A 23,762-nucleotide genomic window follows, 5' to 3' on the forward strand; every position below is an offset into this window, starting at 1 on the left:
ACCGCCATGAACAAGAACGTTTCGATGGGTCCCGCACAGCGGATGATCCAACAGGCATGGAATGCCTACAACGCCAACAAGTATGCGGATTCCCTGAAGCAGTCCCGTGCGGTCAAGCGCATCGCGGGCTCGCTTCCGGACGCCTACTACCTGGAAGCGCTGTCGCTGTCCGGCATGAACCACCACGAGGAAGCCAAGCGGCTGGCCGAAGCCGGCATGAAGCGCTTCCCGAACCATGCGGGCTTTCTCGGGCTGATCGGCGCGCTGGAGATCGCCCTGGAGAACTACGCCGAGGGCATCCCGCTGCTGCAGCGCAGCCTGGCGCTGCAGCCCGGCTCCGCCCACCTCTGGGGCGTGCTCGGCACCGCCATGTTCTACACCGGCGACTACTTCGGCGCACAGCTGGCGGGCGAGAAAGCCGCCGCGCTGCTGCCGAACGACGCGATCGCCGTGGGCAACTACGCTTCGGCGCTGCGCGAATCGGGCAGCACGATCGAGGCCATTCCCATTTTCCGGCGCGCCTGCGCGCTGGACCCCACGCAGCGCGTGAACCGCTCCAACCTGCTGTTCTCGCTGCTGTATGACGAGAACATCGGCGCCGACGAGCTGCGCCGCGAGGCCATGGACTGGGCCTCGACGCTGGCACGCACCACCATCGACGCCCCCGCGCTGCAGCCCAGCGAAGGCGAGCGCATCCGCATCGGCATCCTCTCGAACGACTTGCGCCGCCATGCGTGCGCCTACTTCCTGATTCCGCTGATCGCGAACCTGGATCGCGCGCGATTCGAGGTGCACCTGTTCTCGCTGTCGAACGTCAACGACAACATCACCCGCAAGATCCGCGTCTACGCCGAAGGCTTCCACGATCTGTACAAGATGTCCGAGGCCGATGTCGTACGCGCCGTGCGTGCGCAGCGCTGCGACGTGATGATCGACCTCGGCGGCTACACCGGTGCCTCCCCGCTGACCTACATGGTGCAGCGCCTGGCCCCGAAGCAACTCACGTGGCTGGGCTACCCCGGCACCACCGGCATGCCGCAGATCGACTACCGCGTCACGGACTGGACGGCTGACCCCGAAGGCTTCGACCACAACTACACCGAAAAGCTGCTGCGCGCGCCCGTGTTCAGCGCGTTCCACCCGAGCGTGACCAACCCGCTGGCCATCTACGAGGAGCGCTACCGCGTGAAGCCCACGCCCGCGCTGACGAATGGCTACATCACGTTCGGATCGTGCAACACCATCGCCAAGCTCGGTCCCAAGACCATGCGGCTGTGGAGTGCCGTGCTGGCGCGATGCCCCAACTCCCGCATGCTGGTGGAAGCCGCCGGCTGCGACCAGGAGAAGGTGCGCGAGATGCTGTTCGAGCGCATGGCCGCGCACGGTATCGACACCAGCCGCGTGGAACTGATCAATCGTGACGGCGCCAATCAATACGTCACGTATCACCGCATCGACATCGCGCTGGACACCGCGCCGGTCACGGGCGGCACCACCACCTGCGACGCCATCTGGATGGGTGTGCCCGTGGTGACATTCGCCGGCGATACGTTCCACCAGCGCGTATCCGCACCGTTCCTGCATGCCGCCGGCCTGGACGATCTGATCTGCGACACCGAGGAGCGCTACGTCGATGTGGCCTGCGCGCTGGCCGCCGACGTGCAGCAGCTCGACAACATCCGCCAGTCGATCCGTCCGCGTGCCGAGCAGAGCGAGATGTTCGACGCGCCGCGCTTTGCCGGTTGGTTCGAAGACCAGCTCACGGAAATCTGCGCGGATACCAAGCCCATCGCTCCGCGCACTGCACCGCGCCAGCAGGGCATCTACTTCGGCGGCCAGTACTACGCCGCCGAAGACCTGCTGATGTCCGTGGCCGCGCACATGCATCTGAGCGAATGGCGCGCCGTGCATAACGTTCTGGAGAACCTGACTTCCACGTGGTATCGCCACTGGGCCGTGGCGTATGGCCTGGCCGAGTACCACTACCACAACGAAGCCCCCGACACCGCGATCGAACTGCTGGTAGAAGCCATCGGCATGCGTCCTTACGCGCTGGGTCTGTATCGCAAGCTCGCCGTGTGGCTGGCCGAGCAGAACCTGGATCGCTCCGCACTGGCATCGCTGCTCGAAGAACAGTTCGGCCTGACGCTCGACGCGCTGGAAGCCATGCCGCTGCCCAACGCCTTCGAGATGCTCGGCCTGGAAATGCCGGGCGCCACCCGCAACCCTAACCAAGAACAGGTCACCGAAGAGGTCAACGCATGAAAGCCGTCATCCTGGCCGGTGGGCTGGGCACCCGTATCTCCGAGGAATCGCACCTGCGTCCCAAGCCGATGATCGAGATCGGCGGCAAGCCGATTCTCTGGCACATCATGAAGATGTACTCGGCGCACGGCGTGAACGAGTTCGTGATCTGCCTGGGCTACAAGGGCTATGTCATCAAGGAGTACTTCGCCAACTACTTCCTGCACATGTCCGACGTGACGTTCGACATGCGCGAGAACCGCATGGCCGTGCATCAACGCAAGGCCGAGCCGTGGAGCGTGACGCTGGTGGATACCGGCGAGGATTCGATGACCGGCGGCCGCCTGCGCCGCGTGCGCGAGTACCTGACACCGGGCGAAGCATTCTGCTTCACCTATGGCGACGGCGTCTCCGACATCGACATCACCCGCGAAATCGCCTTCCACCACTCGCATGGCCGCCGCGCCACGGTAGCTGCCGTGCAGCCGCCGGGACGCTACGGCGCGCTGGAACGCGATGACGACAAGGTCAGTGGCTTCACCGAGAAGCCGCGCGGCGATGGCGCGTGGATCAACGGCGGCTTTTTCGTGCTGCAACCCGAGGTTCTCGACCTGATCGAAGACGACGCCACGTCGTGGGAAGAAGCTCCAATGCGCGCGCTGGCAAAGAACGGCCAGATGGCGGCCTTCGAACACACGGGCTTCTGGCAGCCGATGGATACGCTGCGCGAAAAAAACATGCTGGAAGACCTCTGGCAATCAGGCAAGGCACCGTGGAAGATCTGGTAAGCAACGCCGCCGACGCGGCTCACGTTTTCGCAGCCTATCGCGGACGGCGCGTCTTCATCACCGGCCATACCGGCTTCAAGGGCGCGTGGCTGGCGCTGCTGCTTGCCCGCGCCGGTGCGCGCGTGAGCGGTTACGCGCTGACACCGAACACGACGCCGAGCCTGTTCGATGCGGCCTGCGTGGCGTCGTCGCTCGCTGCACACACCATCGGCGATGTACGCGATGCCTCTACGCTGGCGCGCGCGATGGACATCGCGCAGCCCGAGATCGTGTTCCACTTGGCCGCCCAGCCGCTGGTGCGCGCGAGCTATCGCGATCCGGCGCAGACGTGGTCCACGAACGTGATGGGCACCGTCAACGTGCTCGATGCCGTGCGCGCCTGCCCGTCCGTGCGCGCCGTGATCGTGATCACCACGGACAAGTGCTACGACAACAAGGAATGGTTGTGGGGCTATCGCGAGACCGATCCGCTCGGCGGCCATGACCCCTACAGCGCCAGCAAGGCCGGCACCGAACTGGTGGCCGCCAGCTATCGCACATCGTTCCTGGCCGAGCGCGGCGTGCTGCTGGCTACCGCACGCGCCGGCAACGTGATTGGCGGTGGCGACTGGTCCGAAGACCGGCTGATTCCCGACGCCGCGCGCGCCGCTGCGGCCGGCCAGACGCTGGAAATCCGCAGCCCGCACGCCACGCGGCCGTGGCAACACGTACTGGAAGCGCTGCACGGTTATCTGCGACTGGGCAACCGTCTGCTCGATGGCGACGCTGCACTGGCCGATGCGTTCAACTTCGGGCCGGAACCGCGCGACAACGTATCCGTGGGCAACGTGCTGCGCGGCCTGCGCGCGCACTGGCCGGAACTGGAATGGAAGCATTGCCCGCCGCCGGGTGCCGCACCGCACGAGGCGCGCAACCTGTATCTGGACGCCGCGCGTGCGCACATGCTGCTGGGCTGGGCCCCGCGCTGGACGCTTGACGAGGCGCTGGCCGCCACGGCGCAGTGGTATCGCACCGTGCAACTGTCGCCCACCCAGGCACGCGCCATCACCGAACAACAAATCGAGCAATTCTGCGCATGAACGCTCCTGTCAAACACGCAGCACCCATCGACTCTGCACCCCGCGCGAACTGCCGCGCCTGCGGCACGCCGATGCACCAGTCGATGGTCGATCTCGGCCTGTCGCCGGTGTCCAACGCCTTCATCCGGCCCGAGCACATCGCGCAAGGCGAGATGTTCTATCCGCTGCACGCGATGGTGTGCGATGCCTGCTGGCTCGTGCAACTGCGCGACGCCACGCCGGCCGAGACACACTTCCACGACGACTACGTGTACTTCTCGTCGTTCTCCACCTCGTGGCTCGAACATGCGCGCCGCTACGTGGAGTCGATGACCGCGCGCTTCGGACTCGGCAAGCAGAGCCGCGTGATGGAAATCGCCAGCAACGACGGCTATCTGCTGCAGTACTTCCACCAGAACGGCGTGCCGTGCCTGGGCGTGGAACCTTCGTCGAACACGGGCGAGGCAGCACGCGCCAAGGGCATCGACAGCCGCGAACTGTTCTTCGGCGAACGCACCGCCCGCGCGTTGTGCGTGGAAGGCTGGCAGGTGGATCTGCTGCTTGGCAACAACGTGCTGGCGCACGTGCCGGACATCAACGACTTCGTGGGCGGCATGCCCATCGTGCTGAAGCCCGAAGGCGTCATCACGCTGGAATTCCCGCACCTGCTGCGCCTGCTGGAGCAGAACCAGTTCGACACGCTGTATCACGAACATTACTCGTACCTGTCGCTGACCGCGCTAGTGCCGATCCTGGCGCGTGCAGGGCTGCGCGTGTTCGATATCGAACACCTGCCCACGCACGGCGGCAGCCTGCGCATGTATGCGTGCCACCAGAAAGCCAGCCACGTTGCCACCGCTGCCGTGCAGGCATGCCTGGACGAGGAAGCACGCGGCGGCCTGGCATCAACCGAACGCTACGCGGCCTTTGCCGAAGGCGTGCGCCGCGCACGCGTGGATTTCCTCGCCTTCCTGATCGATGCGCGCCGCAAGGGCAAGCGCGTGGCCGCCTATGGCGCCGCCGCCAAGGGCAACACGCTGCTGAACTACTGCGGCATCGACAGTGACCTGATCGAATACGTGGTGGACCGCAACCCGGCCAAGCAGGACAAGCTGCTGCCCGGTTCGCGCATCCCCGTGCTGGCGCCTGAAGTCGTCGACGAACGCAAGCCCGACTATCTCGTGATCCTGCCCTGGAACATCAAGGACGAGGTCATGACGCAGATGGCTGGCATCCGCGCCTGGGGTGGCCGCTTCGTGGTGGCAATCCCTGAAACGGTGGTGCTGCCGTGATCTTCACACCGGCCCGCATCGCCGGCGCCTGGCTCGTCGATCCGGAACCGCTGCAGGACGAGCGCGGCTTCTTTGCCCGCACCGTCTGCGTGGAAACGTTCGCCGCGCATGGCATCGACGCGCGCTTCGTGCAGCAGAGCGTCTCGCGCAACACGCGCGCAGGCATCCTGCGCGGCATGCATTTCCAGCATGGTGCCTACGCCGAAGACAAGCTCGTGCGCGTGACCACGGGCGCGGTGCATGACGTGATCCTGGACCTGCGTCCCGCATCGCCCACGTTCCTGGAATGGCAGGCAGTGGTACTCGATGCCGAGGACCAGCGGGCCATCTATATCCCGAAGGGCGTGGCACACGGCTTCCAGACGCTGACGCCGCGCTCCGAAGTGTTCTACCAGATGACGGTGCCGTTCGCGCCCGGCAGCAGTGCCGGCGTGCGCTGGGACGACCCCGACATCGGCATTGACTGGCCGGACTGCGCGGAACGCATGATCTCCGCAAAGGACCAGGCCCTCCCCTCGCTGGCCGCACTCGGCCTGCGATAACCGTTCATCCCAACCAAAAAACTGACTACCCGAAGCGGAGCCACCCATGACTACTGAAACCTTGCAGAAGCTTTCCGACGCATTGCGCACGGTGGGCGGCAGCACCGCCGCCCGCGACAAGGTCATCGCCCTGTGCAAGAACATCGAGCAGGACCTGTCCGGCTACGAAGGCAGCGTGCGCGATGACATCACGGGTCCGATCGTCGATGCCATGTACGACGAGCAGTCGCGCCTGCGCAAGACGCTGGCCGATGGCACCGTGTTCGAATTCCTGTATCGCACCAAGATCGCGCGCGACTTCCTGATGAGCACGCCGGCCCAGCCGGATCACGTGTGGGAACCGCAGACCACCAAGCTGCTGGTCAAGCTGTGCGAGCGCGGCGGCCATGCCGTCGTGGGCGGCGCGTACTTTGGCGACCAGGTCATCATGATGGCCCGCCAACTGGCGCGCGCTGGCGGCACCTGCCACGCATTCGAGCCGAACGCCGACCAGCTTGGCATGCTGCGCAACAACGCCGCACTGAACCACGTCGAGAACATCCAGAGCTGGCGCCTGGGCCTGTGGTCCGACAGCACCACGCAACTACGCCTGGAAGGTCATGACTCGTTCGCGCACGCCGTGCATACCTCGGGTCCGGCCGACGACGACAGCTTCAACACGGTGACGATCGACGACTACTGCGCACAGCAGAACGTCGACAAGCTGAGCCTGATCATGCTCGACATCGAAGGTGCCGAACTGAACGTGTTCAAGGGTGCAGCCAAGCAACTGGCCCGCCCGGCCGGCGAAGCGCCGAACCTCGTGTTCGAAGTGCACCGCCACTACGTGGACTGGAGCCGCGGCCTGGAGAACGCCGAGATCATCACGCTGCTCAAGGGCTACGGCTATCACGTCTACGCCGTGCGCGACTTCAACTCGAACGTCGACATGCAGGGCCGTCCGGTGGAGCTGGTGCCGGTGGACAAGGTCTTCCTCGAAGGTCCGGCACATGGCTTCAACATGGTGGCCGTCAAGGACCCGTCGCTGCTGGCCGGCAAGGACTTCGCAGTCGTGCCGGGCGTGAGCCCCAAGCTGCTGTGGCACCGTGACCCGGCGCTGCATCACCCGGTGAACTGAGGAACGCCATGCGCTGTACGGTGATTGGTGGCGCCGGCTTTGTCGGCCGCCGCCTGGCTGACACGCTGCGGCGTGCCGGCCATGAAGTCTGGGTGCCAGCGCGCGGCGACCGCGCGCTGTTCAGCCGCGACCTGGGCCATGTGTTCTATTGCGCGGGGCTGACCGCCGACTACGCGGCACGTCCCTACGACACCGTGGCCGCGCACGTCACGCTGCTGGCCGATGTGCTGCGCGCCAATCGCTACGAGCATCTGGTCTATCTGTCGTCCACACGGCTCTATGACAGCTCGCAATTGCCCGAAGGCGACGAAGCGGCTGCGCTGTCGCTGCAGCCGGCCAATCCGCGCGCGCTGTACGACTTCTCGAAAGGTCTTGGCGAGAACCTCTGCCTGACCGTCGCGGATGGACGCACCGCCGTGGCGCGATTGTCGTGCGTGTTCGACTGGGAAGCGGGTTCGCCCGGCTTCCTGTCCGAATGGCTGGTACGCGCCGCGTCCGAGCGCGCGTTCCGGCTGGACAGCGATGCGGGCTACGTGCGCGACTACATCCACCTCGACGACGTGGTGCTGGCGCTGGAAACCATCTCCACGCGCCGCGCCGGTGGCATCTTCAACGTGGCCAGCGGCGAGAACGCGTCCAACGGACAGCTTGCGGAAGTCTTCAGGACCGCCGGCTGGGACATCAACCTCTCGCGCTCGTCGCCCGTGCAGCGCGCGGCGGTATGCAGCACTTCGGCACTGCGCGCGCTGGGCGTGACGCCGCGCGACGTGCAGTCGATGGTGGCAACGTATCTGGAGACTATCCGCCCATGGAACTGATCGGCCAGACCCGCGCATCGCTCGCGGCCTACACGTGCGCACAGGTCGCCAACCTCGTACCGGACGGCCGTCACGATACGCTGCTGCCGGTGGTCACGCGCCATATCGACGAAGCACTGGCCCGCACGGGCCGCTGCATCGACGCCGTGCGCATGTGGCGGCCCGGCCAGTTCAACTACCTGCACTCGTCGCAGTACTGCCAGTACCTGTACTACCTGGCCAATACGATCTGGCGCAACGACCGCGATGCCGAGTCCTGCACGAAGCTCTTCCTGCTGAACAAGGCGCTCAACGCCATCGACATGTTCTACGAAGTGGAGCTGCCCGAAGTCTTCCTGATCGGCCATTCGGTCGGCATCGTGCTGGCGAAGGCCACTTACGGCAACTACCTCGTGCTGTACCAGAATTCGACGGTCGGCAAGAACCACGGCGTGGCACCTGTCATCGGCGACGGTGTGGTGATGTACCCGAACACGGCCATCATCGGCCGCAGCCATGTACGAGATGGCTCGGTGGTGGCACAGGGCGTCAGCGTGCTGAACCGCGATACACCGGGCAACTGCCTGGTCTACAACGGGCAGGGCGGCGATCTGGTTTGCAAGCCTGCGAAGGAGCGGGCAGCGGAGGAGTATTTCCGGGTCTGAGTTTTGGCGGGAAGCAACAAAAAAGGCCATGCCGCTGTACAAGCCGCATGGCCTTCTTTCGTTCCGGGGCCGGTTGGCCCCAGACGCGATGACACGGTTACACCGGCATGTTCATCATTTCCTGATACGCGGCGGCCAGGCGGTTACGCACCTGCACGGCGGTCTGGAAGGAGATGTTGGCCTTCTGCATGTCGATCATGACGTCGTTGAGCGCCACGCCCGGCTTGCCCAGTTCGAATGCCTCGGCCTTGCCGTAGGCGGATTCCTGGGTGGCGTTGAGGCGTTGCAGCGATTTCTGCAGTTCGCCGGAAAAGCCCCCCGCCACGGCCGTGGAAGCCTGGCTGGGAGTGCCGCCGCCAGCCGCCTGCGCCAGTCCGCGCAGTTGCTGCAGCATGCCTTCGATCGAGGAAATGGACATGGCTATCAGTAATTGGATGAATCGGTTGACAGGGAACATGGCGAAAACATCACTCACCATCCTGTTTCAGCCCTCGCAATGTACTGGTGCCCCGCCTCCTACCAAAGGATGAATTCGGGGGGGAAACCTCCGCTATTCCGCCAATTGTCCTTCCGCCTTCTGACCGATGATCGCTACCGTGCCGGATCTGGCAGTTCGTGGCGTATTGCCCGACTGCCCACGGCACAAGGAACATCAACTATCGCGGGGAGTGCGCGTGTTTTGTCAGCAGCGTAATGTGAGCCGTGCCGGAATGAATAACGGCAGCAAAGGCCAGTATGGCAAGGGCAGGGTTTGCCCGGCCAAGCCGGAGATGCGCGCATGAACGCGGCAGCTACCCTGCCGGCCGGCGGCGCGGCCGTGCTCGAGAAGCTCAAGGCCAATCCGCGCCTGCCCCTGATGCTGGGCGGCGCCGCGCTGGTGGCCGCCATCGCCGTGGGCGTGATGTGGTCCCGCCAGCCCGACTACAAGGTGCTGTACACCAACCTGTCCGAACGTGACGGCGGCGCGGTGATCCAGGCGTTGCAACAGGCCAACGTGCCGTACAAGTTCGCCGAAGGCGGCGGTGCGGTCATGGTCCCGTCCGACAAGGTCCACGAGACCCGTCTGCGCCTGGCCAGCCAGGGCCTGCCCAAGAGCGGCACCACGGGCATGGAACTGATGGACAACCAGAAGTTCGGTATCAGCCAGTTTGCCGAGCAGGTCAACTACCAGCGCGGCCTGGAAGGCGAACTCGCCCGTTCGATCGAATCGATCGGCGCCGTGCAGTCCGCACGCGTGCACCTGGCCATCCCCAAGCCCACGCTGTTCGTGCGCGAGCGCCAGAAGCCCACCGCCTCCGTGGTGCTGCAGCTCTACCCGGGCCGTGCCATCGATGAGGGCCAGGTGGCCGCCATCACGCATCTGGTGTCGTCGAGCGTGCCGGAACTGACGCCGAAGTCGATCTCGATCGTCGACCAGCACGGCAACCTGCTCTCGGGCACCAGCGACCGCTCGATGGACGCCACGCAGCTCAAGTACGTGCAGCAGGTGGAACAGAGCTACGTCAAGCGCGTGGAATCGATCCTGGCCCCGATCCTCGGCAAGGACAACGTCCACGCCCAGGTCACCGCCGACGTCGATTTCTCGTCCGTCGAACACACCGACGAAAGCTTCAAGCCGAACCAGGACCCGACACGCGCCGCCATCCGCAGCCAGCAGACCAGCGAGTCCAACCAGCAGAACGGCACCCCCGTGGGTGGCGTGCCGGGTGCGCTGTCGAACCAGCCGCCTGCCGCCGCCGTGGCGCCGGTGACCACGCCGCAGCCGCCGCGCCAGCCGGGTCAGCCGAATCCGCCGGCCCAGGCTAACCAGCAAGGCCAGCAAACGCAGACCGCCGAGAAGACCGGCCCGAGCAGCAGCCGCCGCGATGCCACGACGAACTACGAACTGGATCGCTCGGTGCGCCACATCCAGCAGGCTCCGGGTGGCGTGAAGCGTCTGTCCGTGGCCGTGGTCGTGAACTACCGCTCGAAGGTGGACGCCAAGGGCAAGCCGATTACCGAGGCGCTGTCGGCCAAGGAAATCGCCCAGATCGAGAACCTCACCAAGGAAGCGATGGGCTTCTCGGCCGATCGCGGCGACTCCCTGAACGTGGTCAACAGCCCGTTCACCGCCGAGAACAACAAGGAACCGGAACTGCCGCTGTGGAAGCAGCCGCAGATGATCGACCTGGCCAAGACCGGCGTCGGCTACCTGCTCCTGGCCCTGCTGGCCGTGTTCCTCTGGTTCAAGGTGGCGCGTCCGGTGCTGCGCAAGTACACCGCACCGCCGGTGCCGGCCCTGACGGAATCCGCCGATGGCACCACTGCGGAAGCCGTGCTGCTGCCGCCGGAAGAGGAAACCAATCCGGAAGTGCTGCGCCTTGCCGCGAAATACGAAAGCGATCTCGCCCTGGTGCGCGACGCCGCGCAACGCGACCCGCGCCTGGTCGCCAGCGTAATCAAGACCTGGATGGCAAATGACGAAGGCTAACAAGGCAGCGCCCGAGAAGGGCGTACAGAAGAGCGCCATCCTGATGATGGCCGTGGGCGAAGATGCTGCGGCCGAGGTCTTCAAGCACCTGTCGCCGCGCGAAGTGCAGCAGCTTGGCTCCGCCATGGCCAGCCTGAACGCGGTGACGCGCGAGGAAATGGCCGAGGTGCTGGCCGAGTTCCGTGGCGAGACCGAGCAATACCTGGCGCTCAACGTCGACTCCAGCTCGTTCATCAAGAGCGTGCTGAACAAGGCGCTGGGCGAGGAACGTGCGCTGTCGGTGATCGAGGACATTCTCGAATCGCGCGATCCGGGCGGCGGCATCGATTCGCTCAACTGGATGGACGCCACGTCCGTGGCCGAGCTGATCAAGGACGAGCACCCGCAGATCATCGCCACGATCCTGATCCACCTGGACCGCCAGAAGTCTTCGGAAGTGCTGGGCTTCTTCACGGAACGCCTGCGCAACGACGTGATCCTGCGTATCGCCACGTTCGGCGGCGTACAGCCGGGCGCGCTGCAGGAGCTGACCGACGTGCTGACCAAGCTGCTGGCAGGCCAGAGCCTGAAGCGCAGCCGCATGGGCGGTGTCCGCACGGCGGCCGAGATCATCAACCTGATGAGCACGGCCCACGAGGAAGCGGTCATCGACGGCGTGCGCACGCACGACGCGGACCTGGCGCAGAAGATCATCGACGAGATGTTCCTGTTCGAGAACCTGCTGGAAATCGACGATCGCGGCATCCAGCGCGTGCTCAAGGAAATCGCTACCGAATCGCTCATCGTCGCGCTCAAGGGCGCACAGCAGGAGCTGCGCGACAAGTTCATCCGCAACATGTCGACGCGTGCCGGCGAGATGCTGCGCGAGGACCTCGAAGCGCTGGGTCCGGTGCGTGTGTCGCAGGTCGAGGCAGAGCAGAAGGCCATCCTGCAGGTGGTGAGACGCCTGGCGGAGTCCGGCGAAGTCCAGATTGGCGGAGGAGACGATGCCTACGTTTGAACGCGGTTTTGCCGCTGGCCGGGGCCCTGGCCGCGGCGACCCCGGCTTCTTCGGCGCGCCCGGCGCGCCGGAGGGCACCGGCCAACCCTCGAACCCGCTTGCCCGGGACGATGGCTTCAAGAGTTTCGAACGCCCTGCCCCCGGCCGCATGGATGGCGACGCGTGGAAGCGCTGGCAAATGGAATCGCTCGATCCGCGCGACCGTCTGCGCAAGGTACTCGAAGCCCAGATTCCCGTGGAGCCTGCACCGCCGCCCTCCATCGACTTTGCCGCGCTCGACGCCATGCGCGAAGGCGCCCGCAAGGAAGGCTACGCGCAGGGCTACAGCCAGGGCCAGACGCAGGGCTATGGCGACGGCCACCGCGAAGGCTATGCCCGTGGCCTGGAAACCGCGCGCAACGAAGCCGCACGGCTGCAGGAACTGGCCGGCAACTTCCGCGATGCGCTGGGACGCGTGGATACCGAGATCGCCGATACGCTGATCTCGCTCGCCCTCGACGTCGCGCGCCAACTGGTGCGCAAGACGCTGGAAGTGGACCCCGCCGCGCTGGTGCCGGCTGCACGCGAACTGCTGAATGCCGAGCCGCCGCTCGCAGGCGCGCCCTGCCTGCTGCTGAATCCCGCTGATGTGGAACTCGTCGAGATGCATCTGAAGGGTGAACTCGAGGGCGCCGGCTGGACCGTGCGCGCCGATGAAACCGTGGCACGTGGCGGCTGCATCGCCAGCGCTGCCAGCGGCGAACTCGACGCCACGCTCGGTACGCGCTGGGCGCGCGTGATCAAGGCGCTGGGCCGCAACGATCCGTGGGAGCCGCCGCATGCATGACGCGCAAGGCGCTGCACAGGCAGCCGCTGAATCGGGAGCCGTGGCATCTGCCACTGCTGCAGCCACCACTGCCGCACTCCATTCCGGCCGTTGGCGCGAGGCGCTGGCTGGTGCTTCCACCGCCATCGAGGAACTCGACAGCAAGCGGACCTGTGGCCGCCTCACGCGCGCAGCGGGCCTGGTGCTCGAAGCCGTGGGGCTGCGCATGCCCGTGGGTAGCGACTGCCTGATCGAACTGCCCGCAGGTCAGCATTCGCATGGCGGCCCGCGCACGGCAGAAGCCGAAGTCGTGGGCTTTGGCGCCGACCGTCTCTACCTGATGCCGCAGTCCGACGTGGCTGGCCTGGTGCCAGGCGCTCGCGTCTATCCGCTCGAACCGTCGCCGCTGCCCAAGGGTGTGAGCGCACCGCGCGAGCCGGGCTCGAAACGCCTGCCCGTGGGCGATGGCCTGCTCGGGCGCGTGCTCGACGCCGCCGGCCGTCCGCTCGATGGACTTGGGCCCATCACTGCCGCCAGCGAAGTGCCGCTGTCTGGCGCACAGATCAATCCGCTGATGCGCGCGCCCATCGACACCGTGCTTGACACCGGCGTGCGCGCGATCAACGGCATGCTGACCGTGGGCCGTGGCCAGCGCATGGGCCTGTTCGCAGGCTCGGGCGTGGGGAAATCGGTGCTGCTGGGCATGATGGCCCGCTACACCAACGCCGACGTGATCGTGGTGGGACTGATCGGCGAGCGTGGCCGCGAAGTGAAGGAATTCATCGAGAACATCCTCGGTGAAGAAGGCCGCAAGCGCTCCGTCGTGGTAGCCGCACCGGCTGACTGCTCGCCGCTGCTGCGCATGCAGGGCGCCGCGTATGCCACGCGCCTGGCCGAGTATTTCCGCGACAAGGGTCAGCACGTGCTGCTGATCATGGATTCGCTGACCCGTTACGCAATGGCACAGCGCGAAATCGCGCTGGCCATCGGCGAGCCGCCCGCGACCAAGGGCTATCCGCCATCGGTGTTTGCCAAGCTGCCGACGCTGGTGGAGCGCACCGGCAACGGCCCCGAGGGCGGCGGCTCCATCACCGCGTTCTACACGGTGCTGACCGAAGGCGACGACCAGCAAGACCCGATTGCCGATTCCGCACGCGCCATTCTCGACGGCCACATCGTGCTGTCGCGGAGCCTGGCCGAAGCGGGTCACTATCCGGCCATCGACGTGGAAGCGTCGATCAGCCGTGCCATGACCGCGTTGATCGAACCGCCGCAGTTCGCCTCCGTACGGCGGTTCAAGCAGTTGATGTCGCGCTACCAGCGTAACCGCGACCTGATCAGTGTCGGCGCGTATGTGCCCGGCAATGATCCGGAGCTTGACCTCGCGATTCGCCTGCATCCGCGCATGGAGGCATTCCTGCAGCAGGACATCCATGAGCGCGCCGGGTACGACGCCTCGATCGCCCAGCTGCATGCGACCCTTGGAGTGACGAACCATGGTTAAGAACTCGCCGCTGAACACGCTGGCCGATCTCGCACAGGACAGCACGGACAAGGCCGCCCGCGAACTGGGACGGTTGCAGGGTCTGCGCACGCAGGCCGAGCAACAGCTCAACGCGCTGACCGAGTACCGTCACGAATACCGCGCCCGCATGCAGGCGATTGCCGCCGAAGGCATGACGTCGAGCCGCTGGCACGATTTCTCGCGCTTCCTGGATTCGCTCGACCACGCCATTCGCCAGCAGACGTCAGCACTCGCCAAGGCCGAAGCCGACCTGCTGGCCGGCCGCGTGAACTGGCAGCAACAGAAGCTGCGCCAGAACTCGTTCGACACGCTGATCACGCGCGCCGAGACGCGCGAGCAGCAGGTAGCCACGCGCCGCGAACAGCTCGCCAACGACGAATACGCCGCCCGTATTGCCCGTACGGCCAGCCAGCCGCTGAGCGGCCATAACTGAACCTGCCCAAACCAAGATGATCGATATCAGCCAGCTTGTCGGCAATGCAGCCGCCTCCCTGAACAACACGAAGTCGTCGGATGCCACCAAGGGCAGCGACGCCAATCTGTTCCAGGACACCCTGACCCGCGCGCGCCAGGATAGCCAGCAGGCCGCCGCCAGCGCCACGCCGGTCAAGGTTCCTGCCAAGGACGGCAAGCAGACGAACACCGCAAAGAACGACACGGCGCAGAAGCCGCAGGCCGACAAGTCCGCACAAGCTGGCCAGAACAACGCCCTGCCGAAGCAGGATGACGGCAAGGTCGTGAAGTCCGACAGCACCGCCGATGCGACCGTTGCCAAGGACGCTACCAGCGCCGAGGATGACGCCAAGACTTCGGCGGACGCCGCCGCCGTTGCCGCCGCACTGGCCGCCGCCGCACTGCTGGCACCGCTGCCGACGCCGCAGCCCGCGCAAGCGAATGGCGCGCCTGTCGATGGCTCGGCCATCACCGGCCTGCCGACGCTGCCCGGCCAGGCGCCGGCTGCGGCTGCAGCGGCCCTCGCCACTGCCTCGCCGACCACCAACGCCGCCGCCGACGCTGCCGCCGATGCCGCAGCACTGCAGGCACAGGTCGATGCGAACGTAGTCACCACCACCGTAACGGAAGCGCCCAAGGGCAGCGTCCCGAACGCTGGCGACACGCTGGCCCTGATCGCCCAGCAACGCGCGGCCCTGCAGAACACCACGCCGACCGCCGCCGACAAACTGGCCGCCGTCGCTACGGCACCGGCCCAGACCTCCGCACAGAACACCGGCGGACAAGGCGCCGGCCAGCAGCAAGCCAACCTGGGGCAATCGAACCAGCAGGCGCTGCCGCAGACCGATACGCAAGCCACGCAGTCCACGACGACGACCAACCCGTTCGCTGCTGCCCAGGCCAGCGCACGAACCGGTGAAGCTGCCGATACCGGCGCAACCAACGCCAGCAGCGCTGCCACGATGGCATCGGCACTGGCCGCCCAGACCGCCACCCAGCACACGCAGGCAGCTACCGCCGCCGCCACGCGCGCGGCCATCGCCCCGAACCTGAACGACAGCCAGTGGTCGCAAGCACTCGGCCAGCAGATGGTGCGCCTGTCCACGCAAGGCAACCAGACCGCCGAACTCGACCTCAACCCGCCCAACCTCGGCCCGCTCAAGGTGGTGTTGAACGTGGTCAACGATCAGGCGCAGGCCCAGTTCGTCTCGCCGCACCAGGCCGTGCGCGCCGCCGTGGAAGCCGCCCTGCCGCAACTGCGCACGTCGATGGCCGAAGCGGGTATCCAGCTCGGCCAGGCATCGGTTGGCGCCGACAGCTTTGCGCAAGCCGGCAACAGCGGCCAGCAACAACAGCAACCGCAACGCCAGTCCGGCAACGGCTTCAGCCAGGCGATGGGCTTTGGCAATGAGCCCGTAGCCCCTGCCGCCCCGTCCACGCCGCGCGCTCCGCGCGTGCTGGCTCGGGGGGAAGTGGATACGTTTGCTTGATGCACCGATTGCTTTAGCTTCGGTTTTCTCCCCTCTCCCGCACCGCGGGAGAGGGGAGAAAACCCGCAGGATTGCCATCGAATCCCCCGGAACTTCCCCACCCTCCCCATGGTCACTCGTGCGACACCCCCGTCCACGACTCCTCCGACCATGCGCTCCCTCCGCCCCCTGCTGTTCACCGCCTTCGCGCTGACCACCTCCTTCGCCAGCGCCCAGGACGTCCCCGCCTACGGCCCCGAACTCGAAGGCTTCGACTACCCGTATCCCGTCCAGCAGTACAAATTCAACTCGCAGGGCCAGCCGCTGCAGATGGCGTTCATGGACGTCAAGCCGCAGAAGCCCAACGGCCGCGCCGTGGTGTTGCTGCACGGCAAGAATTTCTGCGGGGCCACGTGGCAGGAAACCATCCGCCAGCTCAGCGGCGCCGGATATCGCGTGATCGCACCCGATCAGATCGGGTTCTGCAAATCGACCAAACCCGCGCACTATCAGTACACGTTCCAGCAACTCGCCCGCAACACGCACGACCTGCTGGCATCGATTGGCGTCAAGGACGTGACCGTGATGGGCCACTCCACGGGCGGCATGCTGGCGATGCGCTACGCGTTGATGTATCCCGCCGACACGAAGCAACTGGTGCTCGTGAACCCGATCGGGCTGGAGGACTGGAAGGCCAAAGGTGTGCCTTCACTCTCGGTGGACCAGTGGTACGCGCGTGAACTCGACACCACGGCTGACCGCGTGCGCAACTACGAGAAGAACACGTACTACGGTGGTCAGTGGAAGCCAGAGTACGAGATCTGGGTCAAGATGCTGGCCGGCATGTACCAAGGCCCTGGCAAGCAGATCGTCGCCTGGAACTCGGCCCTGCTCTACGACATGATCTACACGCAGCCCGTGGTCTACGAGATGGGCGCCATCCAGGCCCCCACGCTGCTGATGATCGGCCTGACCGACACCACCGCCATCGGCAAGGACCTCGCCCCGCCCGAAATCCGGCCGACGCTGGGCCGCTATACCGAACTCGGCAAGCTCACCGCCAAGGCGATCCCCCACGCGACACTGGTGGAGTTCCCCACACTCGGCCACGCCCCACAGATGCAAGACCCGCAGGGGTTCCACAAGGCGTTGCTGGAGGGGTTGGCAAAGTAAGTTCTGGTTTGCTCAACTCTCGGTTTTCTCCCCTCTCCCGCCTTGCGGGAGAGGGGCGGGGGAGAGGGCCCGGCGGTTCAAATTGCCGCTGGTCTGTGATTGACAGGCTTGCCCTCTCCCCCAACCCCTCTCCCACTTCGCGGGAGAGGGGAGCAAACCCACCGTGGCGCCAGCCCCGGTATCATGAACGAGCCCCTGTGCCGCCATGACCTTCGACCTCTTCGACCCCCTCCCTGCCGATGCCGATGCACCTGCCGTGGACAATCTCGGCCCCGGCGCGATGGTGTTGCGCGGGTTCGCGCGTGAGGCGGCGCCTGCACTGCTGGCGGGTGTGGGCGAAGTCAGCGCAGGCTCACATTTTCGGCATCTGATCACACCGGGCGGGCTGCGGATGTCGGTGGCCATGACCAATTGCGGGCAGCGGGGCTGGGTGTCGGATCGGTCCGGTTACCGGTATGACGAGATCGATCCCGATTCGGGCCAGCCATGGCCGGCGATGCCTGGTGCGTTTCTAGATCTGGCCGTGCGTGCCGCCGATGCCGCCGGATACGCCAGTTTTGCGCCCGATGCCTGCCTGATCAATCGCTATCTGCCCGGCACGCGGCTCTCCCTGCATCAGGACCGGGACGAACTGGACTTGCGAGCGCCCATTGTCTCGGTCTCGCTGGGCCTGCCGGCGATCTTTCTCTGGGGTGGCTTGCGTCGCGCGGACCGGCCTGCGCGGGTGCGGCTGGCGCATGGCGATGTGGTGGTCTGGGGCGGTCCGTCGCGGCTCGTCTTCCATGGCATTGCGCCGCTGGCCGCAGGTGATCACCCACTCACTCATGGCGAACGCATCAACCTGACGTTCCGCAAGACGCGTTAAGACGCGCCAGGCACGGTAACGCCCGTCACCTTCGCAGTTGCCTGCAACGTAATACAACCCTACGATAGCGGCCAGATCAGCGGCTCAGTCTTTCCGCTCATAAAAACACCGGTCCCATGCGGCCGGGACACCCGAGACAACACCCGATGTCAGCCACTCCAGGACGCGCCGACGCACGTCCCGACATGCCGCCTTCTCCGCCGCCCCCGAAGCCACCGAAGCCCGCGCCGCTCGCCGGCAACCCCCGGGATTCGATCCGCGCTGCCCTGCTCATTGGCGCCTGTATCGGTCTGGTCTGGCTGGCGGGCAGCGCCGTACATGCGCCGCCCCCGCTGATCTGGGCCGGCGCGCTGGTGCTCTCCACGGTCTGCTGCTGGGCGGTGGGCGTACTGCCCGAACCCACGGCGACGCTGCTGTTCTTTCTCAGCGCAGTGGTGTTCCATATCGCGCCGCCGACGGTGGTCTTTTCCGGATTCACCTCCACGGCATGGTGGCTGATGTTCGGCGGCGCCGTGACCGGGGTGGCGCTGCGCAATACGGGGCTGGCGCTGCGGCTGGCCGACATCATCTTCCACAAGCGCGTGGGCACCTATCCGCAGGTCATCACCACGGTGGCGATCAGCGCAGTGGGGCTGGCGTTCCTGATGCCGTCCACCACGGGACGCGTGCTGCTGCTGATGCCGATCGTGCTGGCGCTGTCAGACAGGCTTGGCTTCGCGCCGGGGTCGAACGGCCGCATCGGCATGGTCATGACCGTGGCGCTGGCCAGCTACATGCCGCCCACCGCGATCCTGCCTGCGAATATTCCGAATAGTGTGCTGCTGGGCGCCGCGAATTCGCTGTATCACATCAACCTCAGCTACGGCAGCTACCTGCTGCTGCATTTCCCGGTACTGGGCGTGCTGAAGACATTCGTGCTGATCTGGATGATCTGCAAGCTGTTCCCCGAGAACGGCCCCATGAAGCCGCAGCCCGCCACGGTGCGTACCGTGATGGGCCCGCAGGAGCGCGTGCTGGCCGTCATCCTGGCGCTGGCCGTGGCCGGGTTCGCCACCGATGCGTGGCACGGCATCTCGCCAGCATGGATCTCTCTGGCCGCGTGCATCATCTGCCTGCTGCCCGGTGTGGGACTGGTGCCGCCGAAGGCGTTGGCGGATGGCGTGCAACTGGTGCCGCTGATCTATGTGGCAGGCTTTCTGGGATTGGGCGCGGTGGTGGAATCCACCGGACTTGGCAGCGCCATCAGTGCGGGCCTGCTGCATGTGCTCCCGCTGACGCCCGGCCAGACTGCGGCGAATGTCGGCACGATCAGTGCGATGGGTGCCTTGCTGGGAATGCTCTCCACGCTGCCCGCGCTACCTGCCGTGCTGACCCCGCTGGCACGCGATCTGGCATCGGCTACAGGGTTGTCGCTGGAATCGGTACTGATGCTGCAGGTGCCGGTGTTCTCCACCGTGTTCTTCCCGTACCAGTCGCCGCCGATCGTGATTGCGATGCAGTTGGGCGGCGTGGGATTGCGTCACGGCACGCGGCTGTGCCTGGCGATGGCGGGGGTCACGCTGGTGGTGCTGCTGCCGCTGGACTATCTGTGGTGGAAACTGCTGGGCTATCTGCCTTGAACAGGCTGGGCTACCAGTCGAGCTTCTCCAGCACGGCGTCGCGCACCTGGCGCGGCTCGATGACGAGATCGAGCTGGTAGGCCCCGAGCAGCGCCAGCAACTGGGCCACGCTGATGGTCTCGGGATTCAGTTCCATATGGGAAACGCGGCTCTGGCTGATGGCAAGCCGCGCGGCGGCATCGGCCTGGGTAAGGCCCGCGACCTTGCGCGCGCCCTGGAGCACCAGCCCCAGCTGATCGCTGGTAGTAATCGTGACTCTCGCGGACATCGCAGGCTACCGGGAAGTAAACACCCTGCAATCTATCAATCCCAGTCGGTGATTGCCAAATTCTCCGCAATCGATTTGATCGACATCACCATCATTACCCATGCAATGGGTAGATGGGCGCCGAGTCGTTGCCAAAATCAAACGGTCTTACGAATTCGCGTCGCCGATCAACTCAAATAGTCGCGATAGCGCGCGCGGATTTCATCGACATTGGCCAACGTACCGGAGAGATGCTTGCGCAGTGCTTCCTCGGCCCGCACCGGATCGCCAGCGGCAATCGCATCGACGATGGCCGTATGGTCACGCAGCACCGCATGGGCCTTGCCCGGAATCGGCAGATGCAGGCGGCGCAGGCGGTCCAGATGGCCGCTCTGGCGCCGCACCAGCGCAAAAAGGTCGGGCACCGCAGCGGCCTCATACATCTGGCGATGGAAGTATTGATCGTTGGCCGTGAATTCGGCCAGGTCATCCATGTCGAGCATGTGCTGCTGGCGTGTCACCGTGGCGCGCAGCCGTTCCACCAGCGCCGGGTCGGCGGTAGCGGCCAGCGTCCGGGTGATCTCCAGCTCGATAGAGCGGCGCAGGAAGTGCGCCTGCCGCGCCAGCGCCACGTCGATGCGGCTCACACGCGTGGCGTGCTGCGGAAAGACATCGACCAGCCCTTCTTCGGCCAGCCGCATCAGCGCATCGCGCACCGGTGTCTGGCTGATGCCGTATTGCAGCGCCAGTTCCGGGCGCGACAGCACCGTGCCGGGCGGCAGCACCAGCGAAAGTATTTGCTCGCGCATATGTTCGAACACCTGCGGCGCGGCTTGGCGCGTGCGGTCGAACTGGAACTGGGACGGGTTGGGTAGCGTGGCAGCCATCGGATCTGAACTGGAATATTGGGCGCGATTCTAGCCGAAACGCTTCGGGCAATTGCTGCGTTGACGTACTAATACATTAGTGCTTTAATTCCCAAAACAGTAGTCGTCGTACAACCTCGGGATTGCGGACGACCGCGATGAAGATTTCACGGTGGAAGAGACAACCATGACGGCACAGAAGAAAACGCCGGATCAGTTGCGCAGCGCGCGCTGGTTCGCCCCGGACGACCTCCGTTCGTCCGGGCATCGCTCCCGGATCATGCAGATGGGCTACGCGCCCGATGAATGGATGGGCAAGCCGCTCATCGCCATCATCAACACGTGGTCCGACATCAACCCGTGCCATTCGCACTTCAGGCAGCGTGTTGAAGATGTGAAGCGCGGCATCCTGCAGGCCGGTGGGTTCCCCGTGGAGCTACCGGCCATTTCTTTGTCCGAAAGCTCGGTCAAGCCGACCACGATGCTCTATCGGAACCTGCTCGCCATCGAGACCGAGGAGCTGATCCGCTCGCACCCCATCGACGGCGCCGTGCTGATGGGGGGCTGCGACAAGACCACGCCGGGCCTGCTGATGGGCGCCACCAGTGCCGGCGTGCCAGCCATCTACGTGCCCGCCGGCCCGATGCTGCGTGGCAACTACAAGGGCCAGGTACTGGGCTCCGGCTCCGACGCGTGGAAGTTCTGGGACGAGCGCCGCGCCGGCAATATCAGCAAGACCGAGTGGATCGGCATCGAAGGTGGCATCGCCCGCAGCCACGGCACTTGCATGACGATGGGCACGGCCAGCACGATGACCGCGATTGCCGAAACCATCGGCATGACGCTGCCCGGCGCGTCGTCGATTCCCGCTGCCGATGCCAACCATATCCGCATGTGTTCCGAGGCCGGCCGCCGCATCGTCGACATGGTGTGGGAAGACCTCACGCCCGCGCGCATCCAGACGCGCGCCTCGTTCCAGAACGCCATTGCCGTGGCCATGGCGATGGGCTGCTCCACCAACGCCATCATCCACGTCATTGCCATGGCGCGTCGTGCAGGCCACGACATCGGCCTGGACGACTTCGATCGTGCGAGCCGCCATGTGCCTGTGATCGCCAACATCCGGCCCAGCGGCGACAAGTACCTGATGGAAGATTTCTTCTACGCGGGCGGCCTGCCCGCGCTGATGACGCGCATCCGCGACAAGCTCGATCTCGATGCGCCCACGGTCACGGGCCGCACGCTGGGCGAAAACATCGCCGGGGCCGAGGTCCACAACGACGACGTGATCCGCACGTGCGAGAACGCGCTCTATCAGGAAGGCGCACTGGCTGTCCTGCGCGGCAACATCGCGCCCGATGGCTGCGTGATCAAGCCCAGCGCCTGCGAGAAGCGCTTCTTCAAACATACGGGTCCGGCACTCGTCTTCGACGACTATCCGTCGATGAAGGCCGCCGTCGAAAACGAAGATCTCGACGTCACCGCCGACCACATCCTGATCCTGCGCAACGCCGGTCCGCAGGGCGGCCCCGGCATGCCGGAATGGGGCATGTTGCCGATCCCGAAGAAACTCGTGAAACAGGGCGTGCGCGACATGTTGCGCATGTCCGATGCGCGCATGAGCGGCACCAGCTATGGCGCCTGCATCCTGCACGTGGCACCCGAAGCGTACGTCGGCGGCCCGTTCGCGCTGGTGCGCACGGGTGACCTGATCTCGGTCGATATCGACCAGCGCAGCATCCATCTGGAAGTCTCCGATGAGGAACTGGCTGCGCGCCGCGCCGCATGGTTGCCGCTGCCTCCGCGCTATGCGCGCGGATACGGCTACATGTTCTCGAAACATGTGCGCCAGGCCAACGACGGCTGCGATTTCGATTTCCTGCAAACCGATTTTGGCGACGCCGTGGGCGAGCCGAGCATCTACTGAACCCGAGGCCCCACCATGACCGAACTCAGCACTGCCTTGCGCGATGCATTGAAGACCGTCAGCACCGCCACGCTCTGTACTGCACTGTTCAAGCGCGGCCTGCGCAACCAGTTCATCCAGGACGTGCGTCCGCTGCAATCGAACCCCGGCACGATGGTCGGCCCGGCTTTCACGCTGCGCTACATCCCCGCACGCGAGGACCTGAACCCGATCACCGTGTTCCAGGACCCGAACCATCCGCAACGGCAAGCCATCGAGCAATGTCCGAGCGGCGCGGTGCTGGTGATCGACAGCCGCAAGGATGCACGCGCAGCCTCCGCCGGATCGATCCTCGTCACGCGGCTCATGCAGCGCGGCGGCGCGGGCATCGTCACCGATGGCGGCTTCCGCGATTCCCCGGAAATCGCGCAGATGGCGATGCCCGCGTATCACCATCGGCCTTCCGCACCGACCAATCTCACGCTGCATCAGGCGCTGGAGTTCAACGTACCGATTGGCTGCGGTGATGTGGCCGTGTTCCCTGGCGATGTAGTCGTGGGCGACGCCGAAGGCATCGTCGTGATCCCGCGCCACATGGCCGAGGAAATCGCCGCCGAGGCCGTGGAGATGACGGCCTTCGAGGATTTCGTGACCGAGGAAGTCCAGAAGGGCCGCTCGATCATCGGGCTGTATCCGCCGACGACGGAGAAGGCGAGGGAGGATTTTGCAGGGTGGAGGAAGAGTAAGGGGCGGTGAGTTTTCAAACCCTCGTTGTTTTCTCCCCTCTCCCGCGCAGTGGGAGAGGGGCGGGGGAGAGGGTCGGCAGTGCAAATTGCGACTCGTCAGCAAGCAGAACCTCGA

The 23,762-nt window shown here is 65.6% G+C and carries 22 protein-coding genes; 19 read left to right on the top strand and 3 right to left on the bottom strand.

Annotated elements, in window-relative coordinates:
- Nucleotides 1-6 precede the first annotated feature (6 nt).
- From ABDB81_RS22115 to ABDB81_RS22150, 8 genes are read left to right on the top strand one after another with little or no spacing between them, the layout of a single operon-like run.
- Entirely contained in the window at nucleotides 7-2,265 is a 2,259-nt protein-coding gene (locus ABDB81_RS22115) for a tetratricopeptide repeat protein (protein ID WP_346813595.1), read from the top strand.
- Nucleotides 2,262-3,032, top strand: a complete 771-nt coding sequence (gene rfbF, locus ABDB81_RS22120; protein WP_137927646.1) for a glucose-1-phosphate cytidylyltransferase — start codon at nucleotides 2,262-2,264, stop codon at nucleotides 3,030-3,032. Before ABDB81_RS22115 ends, rfbF begins: the two co-directional genes overlap by 4 nt.
- Entirely contained in the window at nucleotides 3,017-4,111 is a 1,095-nt protein-coding gene (rfbG, locus tag ABDB81_RS22125) for a CDP-glucose 4,6-dehydratase (RefSeq protein ID WP_346813596.1), read from the top strand. Before rfbF ends, rfbG begins: the two co-directional genes overlap by 16 nt.
- A complete protein-coding gene (locus tag ABDB81_RS22130) occupies nucleotides 4,108-5,382 on the top strand; it encodes a class I SAM-dependent methyltransferase (protein WP_346813597.1) in 1,275 nt (424 codons plus the stop codon). Before rfbG ends, ABDB81_RS22130 begins: the two co-directional genes overlap by 4 nt.
- Nucleotides 5,379-5,924, top strand: coding sequence for a dTDP-4-dehydrorhamnose 3,5-epimerase (gene rfbC / locus ABDB81_RS22135; protein WP_346813598.1), 546 nt, complete (start codon nucleotides 5,379-5,381; stop codon nucleotides 5,922-5,924). Before ABDB81_RS22130 ends, rfbC begins: the two co-directional genes overlap by 4 nt.
- A gap of 46 nt (nucleotides 5,925-5,970) precedes the next feature.
- Nucleotides 5,971-7,041 carry an FkbM family methyltransferase gene (locus ABDB81_RS22140; RefSeq protein WP_346813599.1) on the top strand — a complete coding sequence of 357 codons (1,071 nt, stop codon included), beginning with the start codon at nucleotides 5,971-5,973 and terminating at the stop codon, nucleotides 7,039-7,041.
- Between the two features lie 8 nt (nucleotides 7,042-7,049).
- Nucleotides 7,050-7,859, top strand: a complete 810-nt coding sequence (locus tag ABDB81_RS22145; protein WP_346813600.1) for an NAD(P)-dependent oxidoreductase — start codon at nucleotides 7,050-7,052, stop codon at nucleotides 7,857-7,859.
- Nucleotides 7,850-8,503, top strand: a complete 654-nt coding sequence (locus ABDB81_RS22150; RefSeq protein WP_171020497.1) for a hypothetical protein — start codon at nucleotides 7,850-7,852, stop codon at nucleotides 8,501-8,503. The genes ABDB81_RS22145 and ABDB81_RS22150 overlap by 10 nt, the downstream gene beginning before the upstream one ends.
- 97 nt (nucleotides 8,504-8,600) lie before the next feature.
- On the opposite strand, the gene fliE is transcribed toward ABDB81_RS22150, so the two are convergent.
- Nucleotides 8,601-8,921, bottom strand: a complete 321-nt coding sequence (fliE, locus tag ABDB81_RS22155; RefSeq protein WP_137927641.1) for a flagellar hook-basal body complex protein FliE — start codon at nucleotides 8,919-8,921, stop codon at nucleotides 8,601-8,603.
- A 360-nt stretch (nucleotides 8,922-9,281) separates the two neighbouring features.
- Here fliE and fliF point away from each other — a divergent pair, with 360 nt between their 5' ends.
- The 9 genes from fliF to ABDB81_RS22200 all read left to right on the top strand — a co-directional run bounded on the left by fliF (nucleotide 9,282) and on the right by ABDB81_RS22200 (nucleotide 19,882).
- Nucleotides 9,282-10,973: a flagellar basal-body MS-ring/collar protein FliF gene (fliF, locus tag ABDB81_RS22160; protein WP_137927640.1), complete on the top strand. Its 1,692-nt coding sequence runs from the start codon at nucleotides 9,282-9,284 to the stop codon at nucleotides 10,971-10,973.
- Nucleotides 10,960-11,973, top strand: coding sequence for a flagellar motor switch protein FliG (gene fliG, locus ABDB81_RS22165; RefSeq protein WP_137927639.1), 1,014 nt, complete (start codon nucleotides 10,960-10,962; stop codon nucleotides 11,971-11,973). Before fliF ends, fliG begins: the two co-directional genes overlap by 14 nt.
- Nucleotides 11,960-12,799 (top strand): flagellar assembly protein FliH, encoded by an 840-nt coding sequence (gene fliH, locus ABDB81_RS22170; RefSeq protein ID WP_137927638.1) that lies wholly within the window; start codon nucleotides 11,960-11,962, stop codon nucleotides 12,797-12,799. Before fliG ends, fliH begins: the two co-directional genes overlap by 14 nt.
- Nucleotides 12,792-14,282 (top strand): flagellar protein export ATPase FliI, encoded by a 1,491-nt coding sequence (gene fliI, locus ABDB81_RS22175; protein WP_237380600.1) that lies wholly within the window; start codon nucleotides 12,792-12,794, stop codon nucleotides 14,280-14,282. Before fliH ends, fliI begins: the two co-directional genes overlap by 8 nt.
- Nucleotides 14,275-14,736, top strand: a complete 462-nt coding sequence (gene fliJ / locus ABDB81_RS22180) for a flagellar export protein FliJ (RefSeq protein ID WP_137927636.1) — start codon at nucleotides 14,275-14,277, stop codon at nucleotides 14,734-14,736. The genes fliI and fliJ overlap by 8 nt, the downstream gene beginning before the upstream one ends.
- A gap of 16 nt (nucleotides 14,737-14,752) precedes the next feature.
- Nucleotides 14,753-16,246, top strand: coding sequence for a flagellar hook-length control protein FliK (locus ABDB81_RS22185; protein WP_346813601.1), 1,494 nt, complete (start codon nucleotides 14,753-14,755; stop codon nucleotides 16,244-16,246).
- A 150-nt stretch (nucleotides 16,247-16,396) separates the two neighbouring features.
- On the top strand, nucleotides 16,397-17,398 hold the full coding sequence (locus tag ABDB81_RS22190; protein ID WP_346813602.1) for an alpha/beta hydrolase: 1,002 nt from the start codon (nucleotides 16,397-16,399) through the stop codon (nucleotides 17,396-17,398).
- A gap of 205 nt (nucleotides 17,399-17,603) precedes the next feature.
- Complete coding sequence (alkB, locus tag ABDB81_RS22195; protein ID WP_137927389.1) at nucleotides 17,604-18,263, top strand: DNA oxidative demethylase AlkB; 660 nt, start codon at nucleotides 17,604-17,606, stop codon at nucleotides 18,261-18,263.
- 146 nt (nucleotides 18,264-18,409) lie between these two features.
- Entirely contained in the window at nucleotides 18,410-19,882 is a 1,473-nt protein-coding gene (locus ABDB81_RS22200; protein ID WP_160474162.1) for an SLC13 family permease, read from the top strand.
- Between the two features lie 10 nt (nucleotides 19,883-19,892).
- Here the strand turns inward: ABDB81_RS22200 and ABDB81_RS22205 are convergent, their stop codons facing one another.
- Together ABDB81_RS22205 and ABDB81_RS22210 are read right to left on the bottom strand one after the other, a co-directional pair.
- Nucleotides 19,893-20,150 (bottom strand): helix-turn-helix transcriptional regulator, encoded by a 258-nt coding sequence (locus ABDB81_RS22205; protein ID WP_346813603.1) that lies wholly within the window; start codon nucleotides 20,148-20,150, stop codon nucleotides 19,893-19,895.
- A gap of 167 nt (nucleotides 20,151-20,317) precedes the next feature.
- On the bottom strand, nucleotides 20,318-21,016 hold the full coding sequence (locus ABDB81_RS22210; RefSeq protein ID WP_346813604.1) for a GntR family transcriptional regulator: 699 nt from the start codon (nucleotides 21,014-21,016) through the stop codon (nucleotides 20,318-20,320).
- Between the two features lie 166 nt (nucleotides 21,017-21,182).
- Between ABDB81_RS22210 and araD the strand changes: the two genes are divergently transcribed.
- Entirely contained in the window at nucleotides 21,183-22,922 is a 1,740-nt protein-coding gene (araD, locus tag ABDB81_RS22215) for an L-arabinonate dehydratase (protein ID WP_346813605.1), read from the top strand.
- A 15-nt stretch (nucleotides 22,923-22,937) separates the two neighbouring features.
- Nucleotides 22,938-23,657, top strand: coding sequence for a ribonuclease activity regulator RraA (locus ABDB81_RS22220; protein ID WP_160474165.1), 720 nt, complete (start codon nucleotides 22,938-22,940; stop codon nucleotides 23,655-23,657).
- The last annotated feature ends 105 nt before the right edge of the window (nucleotides 23,658-23,762 follow it).

This window comes from Cupriavidus sp. DL-D2, assembly GCF_039710735.1.
Taxonomy (GTDB): Bacteria; Pseudomonadota; Gammaproteobacteria; order Burkholderiales; family Burkholderiaceae; genus Cupriavidus.

Bases quoted from the DNA above. Each gene is read 5' to 3' on its own strand.
- fliE (WP_137927641.1), bottom strand. From the start codon at position 8,921: ATGTCCATTTCCTCGATCGAAGGCATGCTGCAGCAACTGCGCGGACTG.
- fliH (WP_137927638.1), top strand. From the start codon at position 11,960: ATGCCTACGTTTGAACGCGGTTTTGCCGCTGGCCGGGGCCCTGGCCGC.
- ABDB81_RS22220 (WP_160474165.1), top strand. From the start codon at position 22,938: ATGACCGAACTCAGCACTGCCTTGCGCGATGCATTGAAGACCGTCAGC.
- fliG (WP_137927639.1), top strand. From the start codon at position 10,960: ATGACGAAGGCTAACAAGGCAGCGCCCGAGAAGGGCGTACAGAAGAGC.
- ABDB81_RS22115 (WP_346813595.1), top strand. From the start codon at position 7: ATGAACAAGAACGTTTCGATGGGTCCCGCACAGCGGATGATCCAACAG.
- ABDB81_RS22150 (WP_171020497.1), top strand. From the start codon at position 7,850: ATGGAACTGATCGGCCAGACCCGCGCATCGCTCGCGGCCTACACGTGC.
- ABDB81_RS22190 (WP_346813602.1), top strand. From the start codon at position 16,397: ATGCGCTCCCTCCGCCCCCTGCTGTTCACCGCCTTCGCGCTGACCACC.
- ABDB81_RS22200 (WP_160474162.1), top strand. From the start codon at position 18,410: ATGTCAGCCACTCCAGGACGCGCCGACGCACGTCCCGACATGCCGCCT.
- fliJ (WP_137927636.1), top strand. From the start codon at position 14,275: ATGGTTAAGAACTCGCCGCTGAACACGCTGGCCGATCTCGCACAGGAC.
- ABDB81_RS22140 (WP_346813599.1), top strand. From the start codon at position 5,971: ATGACTACTGAAACCTTGCAGAAGCTTTCCGACGCATTGCGCACGGTG.
- ABDB81_RS22185 (WP_346813601.1), top strand. From the start codon at position 14,753: ATGATCGATATCAGCCAGCTTGTCGGCAATGCAGCCGCCTCCCTGAAC.
- ABDB81_RS22130 (WP_346813597.1), top strand. From the start codon at position 4,108: ATGAACGCTCCTGTCAAACACGCAGCACCCATCGACTCTGCACCCCGC.
- ABDB81_RS22145 (WP_346813600.1), top strand. From the start codon at position 7,050: ATGCGCTGTACGGTGATTGGTGGCGCCGGCTTTGTCGGCCGCCGCCTG.
- fliI (WP_237380600.1), top strand. From the start codon at position 12,792: ATGCATGACGCGCAAGGCGCTGCACAGGCAGCCGCTGAATCGGGAGCC.
- fliF (WP_137927640.1), top strand. From the start codon at position 9,282: ATGAACGCGGCAGCTACCCTGCCGGCCGGCGGCGCGGCCGTGCTCGAG.
- rfbF (WP_137927646.1), top strand. From the start codon at position 2,262: ATGAAAGCCGTCATCCTGGCCGGTGGGCTGGGCACCCGTATCTCCGAG.
- araD (WP_346813605.1), top strand. From the start codon at position 21,183: ATGACGGCACAGAAGAAAACGCCGGATCAGTTGCGCAGCGCGCGCTGG.
- ABDB81_RS22205 (WP_346813603.1), bottom strand. From the start codon at position 20,150: ATGTCCGCGAGAGTCACGATTACTACCAGCGATCAGCTGGGGCTGGTG.
- ABDB81_RS22210 (WP_346813604.1), bottom strand. From the start codon at position 21,016: ATGGCTGCCACGCTACCCAACCCGTCCCAGTTCCAGTTCGACCGCACG.
- alkB (WP_137927389.1), top strand. From the start codon at position 17,604: ATGACCTTCGACCTCTTCGACCCCCTCCCTGCCGATGCCGATGCACCT.